Annotated in this window: 11 protein-coding genes; all 11 read right to left on the bottom strand. The window is 38.1% G+C overall.

The genetic code is table 11. The annotated features are described in order from the left end of the window. A partial coding sequence (locus tag MHB55_RS22245) for a ZmpA/ZmpB/ZmpC family metallo-endopeptidase-related protein (RefSeq protein ID WP_340864001.1) occupies positions 1-6,191 on the bottom strand: 6,191 nt, incomplete at its 3' end. Positions 6,192-6,336: 145 nt separating this feature from the next. Further along, the gene (locus MHB55_RS22240; RefSeq protein ID WP_340845309.1) at positions 6,337-6,528 is read right to left on the bottom strand and encodes a hypothetical protein; all 192 of its coding nucleotides are present in this window, start codon (positions 6,526-6,528) and stop codon (positions 6,337-6,339) included. 15 nt (positions 6,529-6,543) lie between these two features. Beyond that, complete coding sequence (locus MHB55_RS22235) at positions 6,544-7,530, bottom strand: hypothetical protein (RefSeq protein ID WP_340845310.1); 987 nt, start codon at positions 7,528-7,530, stop codon at positions 6,544-6,546. Next, positions 7,517-8,068, bottom strand: a complete 552-nt coding sequence (locus MHB55_RS22230; RefSeq protein WP_340845311.1) for a hypothetical protein — start codon at positions 8,066-8,068, stop codon at positions 7,517-7,519. The genes MHB55_RS22235 and MHB55_RS22230 overlap by 14 nt, the downstream gene beginning before the upstream one ends. An 18-nt stretch (positions 8,069-8,086) precedes the next feature. Next, complete coding sequence (locus tag MHB55_RS22225) at positions 8,087-8,407, bottom strand: hypothetical protein (RefSeq protein WP_340845312.1); 321 nt, start codon at positions 8,405-8,407, stop codon at positions 8,087-8,089. A 130-nt stretch (positions 8,408-8,537) separates the two neighbouring features. Continuing rightward, positions 8,538-8,999: a hypothetical protein gene (locus MHB55_RS22220; protein WP_251554964.1), complete on the bottom strand. Its 462-nt coding sequence runs from the start codon at positions 8,997-8,999 to the stop codon at positions 8,538-8,540. A gap of 182 nt (positions 9,000-9,181) precedes the next feature. Next, positions 9,182-11,254, bottom strand: a complete 2,073-nt coding sequence (locus tag MHB55_RS22215; protein WP_340845314.1) for a hypothetical protein — start codon at positions 11,252-11,254, stop codon at positions 9,182-9,184. Next, positions 11,251-13,116 (bottom strand): ATPase, T2SS/T4P/T4SS family, encoded by a 1,866-nt coding sequence (locus tag MHB55_RS22210; protein WP_340845315.1) that lies wholly within the window; start codon positions 13,114-13,116, stop codon positions 11,251-11,253. Before MHB55_RS22210 ends, MHB55_RS22215 begins: the two co-directional genes overlap by 4 nt. After that, positions 13,113-13,928 (bottom strand): hypothetical protein, encoded by an 816-nt coding sequence (locus MHB55_RS22205; RefSeq protein ID WP_340845316.1) that lies wholly within the window; start codon positions 13,926-13,928, stop codon positions 13,113-13,115. The genes MHB55_RS22210 and MHB55_RS22205 overlap by 4 nt, the downstream gene beginning before the upstream one ends. A gap of 24 nt (positions 13,929-13,952) precedes the next feature. Next, positions 13,953-14,678, bottom strand: a complete 726-nt coding sequence (locus MHB55_RS22200) for a hypothetical protein (protein WP_340845317.1) — start codon at positions 14,676-14,678, stop codon at positions 13,953-13,955. Further along, complete coding sequence (locus MHB55_RS22195; RefSeq protein ID WP_340845318.1) at positions 14,675-15,628, bottom strand: hypothetical protein; 954 nt, start codon at positions 15,626-15,628, stop codon at positions 14,675-14,677. Before MHB55_RS22195 ends, MHB55_RS22200 begins: the two co-directional genes overlap by 4 nt. Positions 15,629-15,635 lie beyond the last annotated feature (7 nt).

Genomic DNA, 15,635 nt, shown 5'->3' with positions numbered 1-15,635 from the left:
GCCTTTACAACCGCTTGAGTTGCTTTCACTAATAGGTCAGCTTCAGCTTGTCCGTTATCAATTTGAATCGCATCTAAACGATTTGTCAGGTCTATTTTGTCTTGACCATCTGATAATTGATTTACCAATGCACGAGCAGCATCTACGTCTGATTGTGTTCTACTTCCTTCGGCCTTTACAACCGCTTGAGTTGCTTTCACTAATAGGTCAGCTTCAGCTTGTCCGTTATCAATTTGAATCGCATCTAAACGATTTGTCAGGTCTATTTTGTCTTGACCATCTGATAATTGATTTACCAATGCACGAGCCGAATCCACATCGGCTTGCGTTCTACTTCCTTCGGCTTTTAACACCGCTTGCGTTGCTTTCGCTAATAGGTCTGCTTCAGCTTGTCCGTTATCAATTTGAATCGCATCTAAACGATTTGTCAGGTCTATTTTGTCTTGACCATCTGATAATTGATCTACCAATGCACGAGCCGAATCTACATCGGCTTGCGTTCTACTTCCTTCGGCTTTTAACACCGCTTGCGTTGCTTTCGCTAATAGGTCAGCTTCAGCTTGTCCGTTATCAATTTGAATCGCATCTAAACGATTTGTCAGGTCTATTTTGTCTTGACCATCTGATAATTCATTTACCAATGCACGAGCCGAATCTACATCGGCTTGCGTTCTACTTCCTTCGGCTTTTAACACCGCTTGCGTTGCTTTCGCTAATAGGTCTGCTTGTCCTTGATTATTATCAATAATTTGTTGTACTGCATCTAAGCGGTCGGTTAAGTCCTTTTTGTCTTGTCCATTCGGCAACTGACTAACCAACGGGCGAGCCGTGTCTACATCTGCTTGCGATTGAGAGCCTTCCGCTTTTACAACTGCCTGGGTTGCTTCTGCTAGTTTTTGAGCCTCGTTTTGTGCATCGATAACTTGTTGAACTGCGTCTAAGCGTTCTGTTAATACGGTTTTGTCAGTTCCGTTAGGTAACTGATTTACTTTGTCACGCGCTGCGTCTACGTCTACTTGCGACTGAGAACCTTCGGCTTTAGTCACTGCATCGGTCGCTTCAGTTAACTTCTCCGCTTCGGCTTTCGCATCGTCAATTGCCTGTTGTACTGCATCTAAACGGTTGGATAAATCGGTTTTGTCTTGACTATTCGGCAACAAATTCACCAGAGGTCGAGCAATATCTACATCCGCTTGGGACTGTGAGCCTTCCGCTTTCACCACAGCATTGGTCGCATCCGCCAACTTTTGAGCTTCGTTTTTCGCAATATCAATTAGTTGTTGTACTGCATCTAAACGGTTCGTTAAATCGGTTTTGTCTTGTCCATTCGGCAACTGACTAACCAACGGGCGAGCCATGTCTACATCTGCTTGCGATTGAGAGCCTTCGGCTTTTACAACTGCTTGGGTTGCTTCTGCTAGTTTTTGAGCCTCGTTTTGTGCATCGATAACTTGTTGAACTGCGTCTAAGCGATCTGTTAATTCGGTTTTGTCAGTTCCGTTAGGTAACTGATTTACTTTGTCACGCGCTAAGTCTACATCTGCCTGCGACTGAGAACCTTCGGCTTTAGTCACTGCATCGGTCGCTTCAGTTAACTTCTCCGCTTCGGCTTTCGCATCGTCAATTGCCTGTTGTACTGCATCTAAACGGTTGGATAAATCGGTTTTGTCTTGACTATTCGGCAACAAATTCACCAGCGGTCGAGCAATATCTACATCCGCTTGGGACTGTGAGCCTTCCGCTTTCACCACAGCATTGGTCGCATCCGCCAACTTTTGAGCTTCGTTTTTCGCAATATCAATTAGTTGTTGTACTGCATCTAAACGGTTCGTTAAATCGGTTTTGTCTTGTCCATTCGGCAACTGACTAACCAACGGGCGAGCCATGTCTACATCTGCTTGCGATTGAGAGCCTTCGGCTTTTACAACTGCTTGGGTTGCTTCTGCTAGTTTTTGAGCCTCGTTTTGTGCATCGATAACTTGTTGAACTGCGTCTAAACGATCTGTTAATTCGGTTTTGTCAGTTCCGTTAGGTAACTGACTTACTTTGTCACGCGCTGCATCTACATCTGTCTGCGACTGAGAACCTTCTGCCTTAGTCACTGCATCGGTCGCATCTGCTAATTTTTCCTCCTCAGCTTTTGCATCGTCAATCGCTTGTTGCACTTCATCTAAGCGGTTGTTTAAGTCCGTTTTGTCTTTTCCTTCAGGTAAAAGATTTACTTTGTCACGAGCTGTATCAACGTCTTCTTGTGATTTTGTTCCTTCCGCTTTCTCAACTGATGCAATCGCATCTGCTAATTTCTCCGCTTCAGCTTTTGCATCGTCAATCACTTGTTGCACTTCATCTAAGCGGTTGTTTAAGTCCGTTTTGTCTTTTCCTTCAGGTAAAAGATTTACTTTGTCACGAGCCGTATCAACGTCTGCTTGTGATTTTGTTCCTTCAGCTTTCTCAACTGTTACAATCGCATCTGCTAATTTTTCCGCTTCAACTTTTGCATCGTCAATCACTTGTTGAACTTCATCCAAACGGTTGTTTAAGTCCGTTTTGTCTTGTCCTTTCGGTAACTGGTTTACTTTGTCACGAGCAACATCTACATCTGCCTGCGACTGAGAACCTTCTGCCTTAGTCACTGCATCGGTCGCATCTGCTAATTTTTCCGCCTCAGCTTTTGCATCGTCAATCGCTTGTTGAACTTCATCTAAGCGATTGTTTAAGTCCGTCTTGTCTTGTCCTTCCGGTAACTGGTTTACTTTGTCACGAGCAACATCTAAATCGGTTTGAGTTTTAGATCCTTCGGCTTTTTCCACTGATGCTATCGCATCTGCAAATTTATCTGCTTCAGCTTGTGCATCGTCAATCGCTTGTTGTACTTCATCTAAGCGGTTGTTTAAGTCCGCTTTGTCTTTTCCTTCAGGTAAAAGATTTACTTTGTCACGAGCCGTATCAACGTCTGCTTGTGATTTTGTTCCTTCAGCTTTCTCAACTGTTACAATCGCATCTGCTAATTTTTCCGCTTCAACTTTTGCATCGTCAATCACTTGTTGAACTTCATCCAAACGGTTGTTTAAGTCCGTTTTGTCTTGTCCTTCCGGTAACTGGTTTACTTTGTCACGAGCAACATCTACATCTGCCTGCGACTGAGAACCTTCTGCCTTAGTCACTGCATCGGTCGCATCTGCTAATTTTTCCGCCTCAGCTTTTGCATCGTCAATCGCTTGTTGAACTTCATCTAAGCGATTGTTTAAGTCCGTCTTGTCTTGTCCTTCCGGTAACTGGTTTACTTTGTCACGAGCAACATCTAAATCGGTTTGAGTTTTAGATCCTTCGGCTTTTTCCACTGATGCTATCGCATCTGCAAATTTATCTGCTTCAGCTTGTGCATCGTCAATCGCTTGTTGTACTTCATCTAAGCGGTTGTTTAAGTCCGTTTTGTCTTTTCCTTCAGGTAAAAGATTTACTTTGTCACGAGCCGTATCAACGTCTGCTTGTGATTTTGTTCCTTCAGCTTTCTCAACTGTTACAATCGCATCTGCTAATTTTTCCGCTTCAACTTTTGCATCGTCAATCACTTGTTGAACTTCATCTAAGCGGTTGTTTAAGTCCGTTTTGTCTTTTCCTTCGGGTAACTGGTTCACCTTGTCTCGAGCTGTATCTAAATCATTTTGAGTTTTAGATTCTTCGGCTTTTTCCACCGCTAACTTAGAATCTTTTAAATCATCAATAAATTTTTGAACAATATCTAAACGGTTCGTTAACTCTGTTTTACCCTGTCCTTCAGATAATTGATCTACTAAATCACGGGCAGAATCAACATCTACTTGTATTTTAGTTCCTTCGGCTTTCTCGACAGCCAAAGTTGCTTCGGTAATTGCATCAAAATCTCCGTCAAGAGTGGGGACGTTCGGATTGAATACTAATGAAGGAAGACTTTCATTTTCTGTTATTCTCCAAATAGGTGTATCTCCCAGGTCTCCAAACTCAAATCCTAAATAAGTATTTTTTTGACTAGCTTGTTCTACTGTAATGGTTTGAGTAATATTATTCGAATGACCTGGCCCTACTAAGGTATCAATTGCAGAAATCCCTGATATTGTCGAATTATTATATACAATACCAAAAGCCTTTCCAGCTTTATCAATACTAGTGGAAATAACCGCTTCATTTAAGGCAAGTAAATTAGAATAGGTAGTGGCAGATGATTGACCTACTAGTCCACCTGTAAAATCTCCACCAATAACAGTTCCAGTTGCAAACCCATTTGATAGATGAACTGCTCCTGTTCCGACTAGTCCTCCAACTAACTTACCTCCTTCAATATCTCCGGTACTATAAACATTTTTAACAGAGAGTTCGGAAGAATTTCCTTGCCCTAATATACCACCCACGGAGTTATCCGTTGCCTTTACGTTACCAGTACTAAAACTGTTCTGAAGAACCCCATAACTGATTAAACCAACAACTCCACCTACGAGACTTTCTCCAGTTACATGAACAAATGAAGCCATTTCTTCTAGGTGAGCACCTTTATCACTCGAACCACCTATGATTCCACCAACGTATTGTTTACCCGTAACTGTTCCTTCAACAGATACATTTTTCACAATCGCAGCTGAAGATTGACCCATCAATCCACCGACTCGATTTCCACCTTGTATATTAACATTCGACAGATGAATATTTTTTATAGTACCTTTTTTTACATAACCAAATAGCCCTACATTATCCTTAGTTGTATTCACTCTCAACCCTGTAATTTTATGGCCGTCGCCATCAAAGTTCCCTGTAAACTGTTCAGCAGTGAGACTGTCCCCTATAGGCGTCCACTCGACACCTGTTAAATCAATATCATTCATTAATAAATAATCTACATTTAAGCTATCATTCATTTGTTGTAATTCTTCTTTAGTAGTTATAGCAGCATAAATGATGCCATCTCTCTCGACATAATTAACTTTTTCATTTAGTACAATATCGTCTAATGACTGTCTATTGAATGAAAGTACTGGCAATTGAGATACGGAATCGATTTCCCACAATCCTGTTGATATTAACTCTCTGTATGTTTCAGGACTTTTAACTCCTTCATTTGTCAGTAGCTTAGTAACAGTTTGCTGATTTCCAACTCCAATCGAAGTTTCAGGGAGGTAAACAGAAGAAATAGTCGATCCTTGACTAGCTTCACCAAAAGCCTTTCCTGCCTTATGAGAACTAGTGGATGTAACCTTTTCGTTTAGTGCATATAGATTAGAATGTGCCGTTGCTGGTGCTGATCCAACAAGTCCACCTGTATAATCTCCACCTGTTACAGTACCCGTTGCAAGCCCATTTGAGAGACTAAACGAACCATTTCCCACAAGTCCACCGACATATTGTGCTCCTTCAATATCTCCTGTACTAAACACATTCAATACCTTGACAGTTCCGGTTGCTCCTTGTCCTAAAATACCTCCAACTGAGTTACCACTTGCTTTTACGTTACCCGTGCTAAAGCTATTCTGAATTGTTCCATAGCTATTGGACCCCACTATTCCACCCACACTTGTTTCGCCTATTACGTCAACAAATGAAGCCATTTCTTCTAGAACTTTACCGTTAATATTTGAATATCCTACTACCCCTCCGACAAATTGTTTACCTGATACAGTCCCTTTAACGGATACATTTTTCACAGTTCCAGCTTGAACATACCCTACCAATCCACCGACTCGATTTGTACCTTTTACATTAACACCCGTCAAATGAATGTTTTTTATAGAACCCCCATTCATATAACCAAAAAGACCTGCCATATCAGTAGTGGTATTGACTGTCAAGCCACTAATTGTGAACCCGTCCCCATCAAAACTTCCTTTAAAAATGGTAGTATTCGAACCTACAGGTATCCAAGCCACCCCACTTAAATCAATATTGCCTGTTAATTTAAAGTGACTTGTTAAGTTATTTCGCATTTCATTTAACTGGATTTTATTTGAAATTAAATATGGATCTGTAATAGTTCCTGTACCACCGTCAAACAAACTTGCTGCCTCTGCGGATTCTACTCCGATAGAATACGGAAAATGCCCTGTAACTGGTAGGCCAGCTCCCATTGATGTAACTAATGAAGTTGCTAGTACAACCTTTGCAACTGGACTTTTCAATACATTATACGGAACTGATAACTCTACTTTGCTATTAGTCTTTTTCATTTTATTTCCCCCTAAATCAATTTTGATTTCAAATAATGTTTAAGCATGACTTTTCTTTTTATCTAGCTATATCTACTTTTTTAAAACAATCCTTCATTAGAATAATCGCCATTAAATTCCTTCCAACTTTTAAATCTCTATCTTTTCATTTATTTTCATCGTTTAGTACCTGTGTCTTTCTCTTATTTATATATTTATTGAATTCAACATTACATAGTAAAACTGCTCCAATTAGAAATAGAATTGCCCCCATATAAGTGAGTTGAAAACTTAGGGAAATCAGCGAAAAGCAAACCGATAACCCTAAAACAATACTGGCCTTATTTTCTTTTCTCATTTGTACGACTCCTTTTTAATTCTTAACATTGAGACAAGATTTTTCTATATATCCAGCTTTAGCAGCTTCTTTCTTGGAAGGGTAAATTTCCTCCACTTGATAAGGAAATCCACAAGATTTATTAAAGAAGATCCTTTCCCCATTAACGGTTGCTGCTTGTATCACATCTTCTTTTAATAATTTGGTCCCAGCTAATGCAAATTGATTAAATGTTCCCTCAGCTCGCTGATAGGGATAACCCTGTAGGAATGCAAATACACCTATATCATCAACCGTGTTGTACCAATCATCTTGAGGAATTAATGGAAGCATAAATTTGTATGTAATACCTAACCGTTTGGTGTAAGTGTTATGTTCGTTGATATAGTAGGATAGTTCTTCTTGAAAGGTATTTACAATAGTATCTCTGCGGATTCTTTCAAAAGTATCTCCATCATGCAGGAGTGGTATATTTACATCTGTTTTTATTTCATTTCGATTACCACTAACCCATTCATTCATACCAACATCAAATACAGTCACATAATCATCAAGCGTAAAAGATATAACGTTTCCTGATTCATCATGGTAAGTAAAAGGAATTTTAGGTAGCCAAGTTCTTTTTAGTTCTTTTAAGCCTTGTGCATTTGTAAACTCTCGGTACACATTAAAATGTGCTCCATCATAATCAAGGATTGCGAAAACAGGTATATATCTCGCCATAACATCTTCAGTAATCTTGTCTTCTACTTCCATATTTAAGGACAGTGTGTGAATAAAGGTTTGAAATGCTGGCTCTGGATTAACACGGTTAAACTTTAGCGAGTTATAGCCAGCTTCTGCAGAAGGGTCTACATTTGTTCTTAATTGATCAATTGCATCATGTGATGCTACGGTCATTGCCCTGTCATATTGTCTATTTAAATCCGTGAATGCCTTTGTATCTTCATAACGCCAAAGGGTAAATACAAGAAGGATAGAAATGATTAAAATATAAATTACTGAAAAACTAGTAATCCTCATTTAAAACCATCCCTCCATACGGTATGGAAATCACTACATCATTTCCTCCTATGCCCAAAGTGAAAAAGTCAAACATCATAGTTGCCTTTGTTTTAGACATGTTTTCTACATAAACAGAGAAAAAATCATCCTTTGATAGCTTATACATTCGCTCATTTTTAGGAATAGGGTTAGATTCATCAAAAAGAAAGTCTTTTATCTGTTCCCAGTAATATTCATCGTAATCAACTACATACTCGCCTGTGAATGTAGCTGGATTAGTTGGGTCTGTATAGATAGGGGTATAAACCTTTTTCTCGTGCTTTATTTCTGTTCGGAATAAGATAAACCCTAGCTCTAATTCCTGTTGAAAATCTTCATACATCTTTGGTGTTATGTAGCCCTTAGTTCGTACATTATCTACAAAGTCCGTTACCGCTTGTTCTGCTTTTAACTTCTGTAGGTTTTCTTCATTTTTGAAAATATAATAGGTAGGTACACAGAATAGGAGCAGCAACGCTATAAAATAAGATAATAATTTAGTAAATGAATCTGGCACAGTTGCCCCCCCTTTAGATCACAACTTAGTAAAATTAATTTTGGTAATTTCTCCACTATCATTCATTTCAAATACTTTGCTATATCGTGCGTCTAAATCAACGGTTTGTTGATAGGTCAATACATCTGCTTCCGTTTGAAATAAAATCCCGTCCACCTCGATTAAAATATTCTCTATGCTTAGCCGATACAGTTTGGCTACAACCTGGTTTCCATTCCAACTAACTTCCTCTGGAATGTGTGTTTCTTCTATAAAGACTGTTGCTGCAGAAGGAATATGCTCATATGCAGAAGCCCATTCCGTCATGGACCAAAATGTATAGGCTAAACTTAGCAGCATCAATATGAATCCCAATGTAAACTCAATTGTGCGATCAATAGTTTCATTCATCATAAAAATATGGGGGATACTAAAAGCTGTATCCCCTTCCTCCTTTTTAGGTAATGGAGTACCATACCATTAAACTTGCTTAGTTTTGTTGGAACTTAATTGCTCTTATAACTTGGTTAGAGTCACGAATTACTGTTGCTTTAAATAATCCTGATGGATTGACGTACTCTGCATGAGTATTGTTGTTTACATTCGTTGGTTTTGGAGCAGCTGTTATGGAATTACCGTCACTTGAGACAGTATTGTAGTACCAAGAACCATTTCCAGTACCAGTTTTTACGTAGATTCCTAGAGTTCCACCAGCACCGTCTTTTTCAAATTTACGTAAAGCATTTACCACTTGTGAACCTGCTACTTCAGTGCTGTCGAACGTTAAATATTTTGTATCTTTTAATTCGGACGTAACACTACTAAACTCGGACGTTGCTGCTTTACTGCTGTCTGTTGCTAAAATGAATACACCTACCACTAAAGTGATCAATGCTAGAGCAAGAAATATGGTTGCTCCAAATGACAGGGATCTTTCTGTACTGTTTTCCATTTCTTATTTCTCTCCTTTTTTGTTGAAAATGTATTGCTCTATATACTAAACAAGTCTATTGACTTGGCCGTACCATTAAATAAAGTACTGGAACAAAGCAAGGAAGATTATTGAAGTAAAAGTGATTGCCGATATAATCAATGCCTTCATTGGATGTTTGTCCATTTTATTGTTCTCCTTCTTTATTGAATCCGTGAAAATAGTTCTACCGATTCGGACAAAGCAAGATATACCAATGGAATTACGAGATAAAGGAACGTTAATGTGTATAGCGGAGCCATCGCTAGCTTGTTCGCCCACATACCTTTGGAATTTAAGGAACGAAAATTCGCCTCTTCTCTTTGCTCTAAGTAATATTCTCGTTCCATCTCTATATCATTAAAGGATTCGTATACAGAAATTCGAATGACCGCTAGCTTTAACCTCTCTACTATTTGTTGAAATGGTTCAAAACTTACTTGATCATTTAATTTTTCTAGAGCTTCCTCGGGACCAGCATCATAGTTTTGAATTGCTTCTTGTAGGGGTTCTTTAAAGATAATTCCAAACCGTTCTAACCAGGTCAGTAACGTAAAGACGCTAGTGCGCTCGAATTCTTTTAAGATGTTGAGTATTACAAGATAGCGATAAACTTCATTTTCCATATCTTTATAACGAATAGATCGTTGAAAATTTAGAATAAGGATTGGGATTTGAGCAGCACCAAAAGCAACTACGAATGAAATTAGAACCTCCCACCACTTAAGGAAAGCATTTTCAACATCAACCCATTTATCAGTAATTCTATTAACGGTCGCTTTAAACTGTTTGTCTCCTTCATCCGTTACCCCAAGTTGCTCGGCTACATAACTTTGTAACTTCTCAGGAGTTAAACCTTCTATCTTTTGAAGATCCTCTATCACCCTTCTATCGAAAGCTGCCCTCTCTTCCAGTTCTAACATCTCTTGTTCTGCAATATTTCCAGTCATTAGAGATTGTGGGACTGCTGAATATAAAGAGGAGTGTTTTTCCCTTGCATGGCCTAAACTAAGCCCCCCTACAAGTAATAGAAATACTCCTACTGCTATTAACATTCTTTGAATCGTTAGCCATTCAACTTTTAGTGGTGAATTAGCATCCTTTAATAGCTTGCTAAGAGTTAAATGTTGTTTTGTATTTTCTGCTGGAGAAAACATTTTTGCTAAAGTACGAACAATTCCTACTTTTTCAAACAACCATTTTTCTATTTGTACTTTTTTTAATTTGGCGCGGTATTTGGCTTCTGTAATTTCGCTGATTTTTCTAATCAATAAGTAACTAAGTATTGCCACGCCGTATACCAGTATCTCTGCTAAAAACCCCAATCGAGAGGTATAAAATGTCTCCATTATCGGGAAAGAAGAAATACCCCATTTTTGAAGTGGTAAAGCTAAGAAGACTGGAGTTAATGCAATTAAGCTAGAATAACGAACACGGTAAGATAGTTTCGCCCTAAGAAGTATTTCAGAGTTTAATAGTTGATTTACAGCTGTTAAACCCTGTAGAAAGGCACTTCCTTTAGTTTTACCGCCCATTTGAATGACACGATCACCTTGTTCCTTAATGGTTACTGATAAACCAGCAACAATTTTTAAGAATTCATTAGGGGCAACCTCGTCATACTTGTTTAATTCTTCTGTAGGATCAGCACTCGTTAAAATTTGATACATTCTATCTGCTTGTACTTTCATCTCCGGACCAACAAATTGCATACTCTCAAAGATCGCTTCATCGACCATTTTTGTCTGAGTATAATAAAATCTGACTCGGTTATTAAAATCTCTTTGTTGTTTTAACAGCCGGTTCTCTACTCGATAAACAAAAAAGTCTAACATAATCCCTGACACAAACAGGAGGCCAAGCAATATCCAAAATACAACTAACCATCCTGGTTGTAGAACAATTAAAGAAAGAACTACTAACGTGATAACCGCAAATATTCTAAATACAATTGTCATAACTGCTTCACGAAGGTTATACATATCGTAGACTGCTAGTGTCTCTATTCGAAGACTAATTCTTGCTAAAATCCCTTTAAGTACAGGAATACGCATTAAAAAGCTATAAGACTTCTGAGCAAATTCCTGATAGCGCGTCTTCCAATGAGGCTTGCTTGCAAATACATCTAATTTATTCTTTTTCGATTTATTCCCTCGAATACTGTTATAAACATATCCAAGGGCTATAATTACCATCCCGCTTATAGAGATAAACAAAATGATTTTCAGTAGTGTCATGAGGCATCACCCCAGTGTTTCTCAATAAATTCTTCAAATTCTTTCCTATCCTCTTCAGATAGTTTTCTTTTAATTTCTTCTTGTCTTTTCTTGCTAATCGGATTCACTGCAACATACTTTCCGTCTCTAAACTCTACGATGTTGCTCTCTACAAACTGTTTACGCTGAGTTTGTTGCTGAAAGTATTTAGTAGCAGACTCAAGCATTATATTTAATCTCTCTTCATGTGACTGTGGTGCAGGTAGTTCTTTGTATACTTCGCCATGCCCATGTACAGGTATACATTCTGTTATACGCTCAATAAACCGTTCTCCTACGTAATTCTGTTCTGGATGTATGTCAAACTCGATTACATTAACCACTTCTTGTTCGGCTGACTTTTCATCTGAAAATAGTTTTTCTCTCATCAAGGATCTTACTAGGTCGTTAACTAAATCTTGTAGAGTCTTTGCATGGTGAGTGAATAATGTAAACAAACTTGCAACTTGAGCAGATTGAACCACACTTGCCGCTACTGGAGAAGTAGCTGCCTCCCCTACAATATTTACATGGCCATCTGTCTTCTTTATGAAGCTCATTAGATCCTCACCTGTAACAGTTTCAGTTTCTTGGAATGTTAAGATGTTTCGTTTGGGATATAATTTCCGTAGACCTAACTCAAACATGGTTTCTACTACACGAAGGTTTAATGATTCGTGTATATATCCGACTACTATTTGAAGTAAGGTAGTCTTCCCAGAGCCTTGTGCCCCTGTTATAGCTGAAACTCTATTTCCTTTGACAAGGAATCTTATTACTCCGATAGGTAATTCCGCATTCTCTTGTGTAATCAATTGTTCTATTTCTAACTTTTTACTGTCATATTTCTTACGGATAAAAAAGTTCCATGACTCTGCTGCAGCTGGTCGAGAAACTGTTACACGAGAACCATCGTGCATCTCATTGACCATTAATGGCTTTGATTCCGACAGTTGACCAGGATAGTTATACTTGTAAACGTTCCCGACAATCCTACGGAGTTCAGATACTGTTTCAAAATCCAAGAAACTAATATGAATAGTCTTACCTTGATACATTATCCAAACACTTCTAAAACCACTGAAAGTATTGTTCATCATACTTGTTACTAGCAGCTGTTCATCATCTATATTTTCAAAACTAGAAGGAATATCCGATACTCCTCCGGACACACCATCGATAGCCATATCACATATTTCATCGATCACTCCGAAACCTTTATATGAGCTATAATTTCTCTGTGTGATTACACGAATTTTGTCTTCAAGAGAAAGGTTTTTTACTTTTTCTTTGTAAATAGTTCGTATTTCTAATTCATTTATCCGAAACCCGCCACCTTTTTTAGGTTTGGCAAGTTCATATTCATCAATCATTGTTCCAAGAGCATATTTTCCATGCTTTTTTTGATACACATATAACAAAATGTCAAAGCACTCACGGGCACTTAATTGATTAGGTCTATCGAAAGGAATAACCCAATTAACATTGTCTTCATTAAAGCCATAACCTTTCGTTAACTCATCAAACATAAATTCCCGAACATAGGTCTTAGCCGAGATGTTACCCGTATTACAATTTCTCAGCATTTCTTTGAGTTCTTTTTGCCTCTTCTTTTGACGTTCAAATTCTGTAGGGTTAAGCCCTAGACTATATAAGTCCATAGTGGTTAATTCCGTCATACGATTGGATATATAACTTTGAATTGCTGGAAGACTGTATTTTTCTCGTTCGTGCTCGTTATCTACTGTTACAACGTTTCTGTTTTGAAAAAAACGAATACCGACCACCAGCACAACAGTAGCTATTATGAGAAGGATGATTAGTAAGTTTAATTGGAAACTCATAAACCATCTTCCTCCTTCTCAAGCCCTAACGCTTTCCTTACACTTTCATTGACAGTCCGGATAGCTCGTATGAAGGAGTATGCCGGATCCCCATTTTGAATTCGATTTACTCGGTAGAAAAATTCCGCTACGGTGTGATTATTCATTGCATCCAAATAAGTTGGTGAAAAAGGTACAGGAAGGATTGGCACTTTCACTTTATGAGCTCTTTTTATATTTCTTACAGTGAGAGAAGAATTTTCCTCATATCTACTAATCAAAATAATATAAGGTTTATTTCTTAACTCCGTCGGAAAATAATCTCCTGTGAAAAAACGCTCAAGTACATATTTATTTTGTGGTAAACAAACCACAACTAAATCTGCTGCTTCTAATAGGGTCTTACTAGTATCATTATGTACACCTGCATGTGTATCGACCCAAACGGTGTCATAATGTCCCTTAGCTGAATATAGTATTCTGCTTATCGTGCGAAGGTTATCACTTGCTGAGTCCTCATTTTCTTTCAAACTCCCAATGAGTAAATCCATTTTTCTCTTGTAGATAGTGTCCGTATAATCTGGAATATCTTCAGGTTGTAATAAATTACTTTTTACTTTTCGTTCAAGTGCCTGTATTCCTGAATTTTCAAAACCTACCGCTCTTTTCTCTTTGCTATAATATGAATCCAATGGAGAATAGGTTAGCTGAGTATGGGTAAGTAAAGAATGACTAGACTGTTCTAATGAAAACAATGAAGCAATCGCTGCAGCATTTGCAGATGTTCCTCCTTGCCCATGAATCGGGGACCAGAAAACTATTAATTTTCCCACGTTACCCCTCCTTTCGTTTTATGCTTATTTAATTAATGCCGGTTGTTTTTGTTTACGGGCAAAGTTGAAGAACGAAGGCTTCACTGCCTCATTGATTTCCTTAATATGCATTTGATATATTTCAGAAACTATTTCGAATAAAATATCTTTGTATTGCTTATTTAACTTTTTGAAAGGAATCATCTGCTCGTGCTGCATTTGAATGCGAAGCGATTGTTCCAGTTCATCCGGCTCTATTAAGTAATTGATAGATCTCCAAGTAACTCGATGGTTCATTAGGTTATCAAAATATTCATCTAGTAACTTATAAGTAGAAGTAAAGGTAATTCGCTTCATTGTGGTACTTTCTGTTTCATCAAATAAGAAATGGAGCAGTTCTACATCACGGCTTTGATTAATTTTTTCATCATCACCTACATAGAAACGTTCACTAAAAGCTGGCCATTCATTTATGAGTAATTCAGTAGAATCTATGTCTACTAAAATCACATCGTAGTTTGTTGCCTTTTCGTTTTCACTTCGGAGCAGTTCCTCTACTTCCATCCAATTTTTTGCCCCGCACAGGATGTCTATATTGTGAAAGTCATAAAGTGATTGCCCTTCTTCTAAATGGGTATAACCATTTTTGTAAAACTCTTGGGAAGTAGCGTCTATGACTAACACTCGTTTTGAAAGGCTCGTAAGCACATGGCTAAAATAAAACGTAAAATCTGTCTTATTCCGGGTTCCAATTAACTGAATTAGTTTCATTCTGATTCACTTCCCTCTTCAATTTCACTTTCTTGATTAAATTGGTTTAAAGCATTTAATTCATCAGTTTCTCTTTGTTGTTCTGTACGCTCTTGCTTCACTAAGTTTTTATTAGTAGCTTCACCTTCGCGTAATTTTTGTCGTTCCTCTTCTGCCATTGCTTCTAAGCCCATTTCTAGATTTGCTCGATTTTGCTTTTCTAAATTAAGCTTTGCTATATTGACAATGTTTGGTGAGCTTTGTATTAGAGAAAGAACATTTTGTTTTACTGGATAAGTGATTTGAGAACCTATCTGCATTTCCCCATCTACATAAGGTAAAGCATAAATCTTCGCACCCTCTAAATAAGCATCTACCACAGCTGAACTCATCGATAGGATCTCAGCCTCGTCATTATCCATCCACATTGTAAGTCCGTTTCTTTCCTTCACTTTCTTTTTAGAGAAGATAATGTAATCATCCCCATTAGGAAACTGGATACGAACATCGACATATTCATTAGGAGCTAACTTAGTTGGTAATTCTATCAATGAGTACTCTACTTCCCTCACGTCATTTTCCACGTTCACATCTTGATAGACAAAAGAACTGACCATTACTGTTTTTTCCTCTAAATCTGTTCGAGCAAAAAATTGAGCCGTTTCAAACTGTGTGGGAATCATAATGTTTTCTGCTTTTGCTGCAAAAGGAAGGGACACTTTTACCAACATGTCACTAGTTATCGGATCTCCTCTTTCAACTTTCCTAGTTAAGGCATAGCCAACCTCACTCTGTAGAGCAGTTAATTCTAACTCTTCCATCTGTTCCTTATATTGCTGTTTGAGGGCAAGTTCTCGTTCCTGCGTTTTCTGATAGTAGAAGTAACCACCTACGCCTGAAATGATGAGCATAGTTGCAGCACCGATTAAACCAGACCATATTAATTTCTTCGTTCTTAAACGAATTTTCACGTTCTTA

It is taken from the genome of Psychrobacillus sp. FSL K6-1267 (genome assembly GCF_038003265.1).
Lineage (GTDB): Bacteria > Bacillota > Bacilli > Bacillales_A > Planococcaceae > Psychrobacillus > Psychrobacillus faecigallinarum.
Note: the sequence above shows the minus strand (reverse complement) of the source record. Positions and strands in the feature narration are given on the sequence as shown.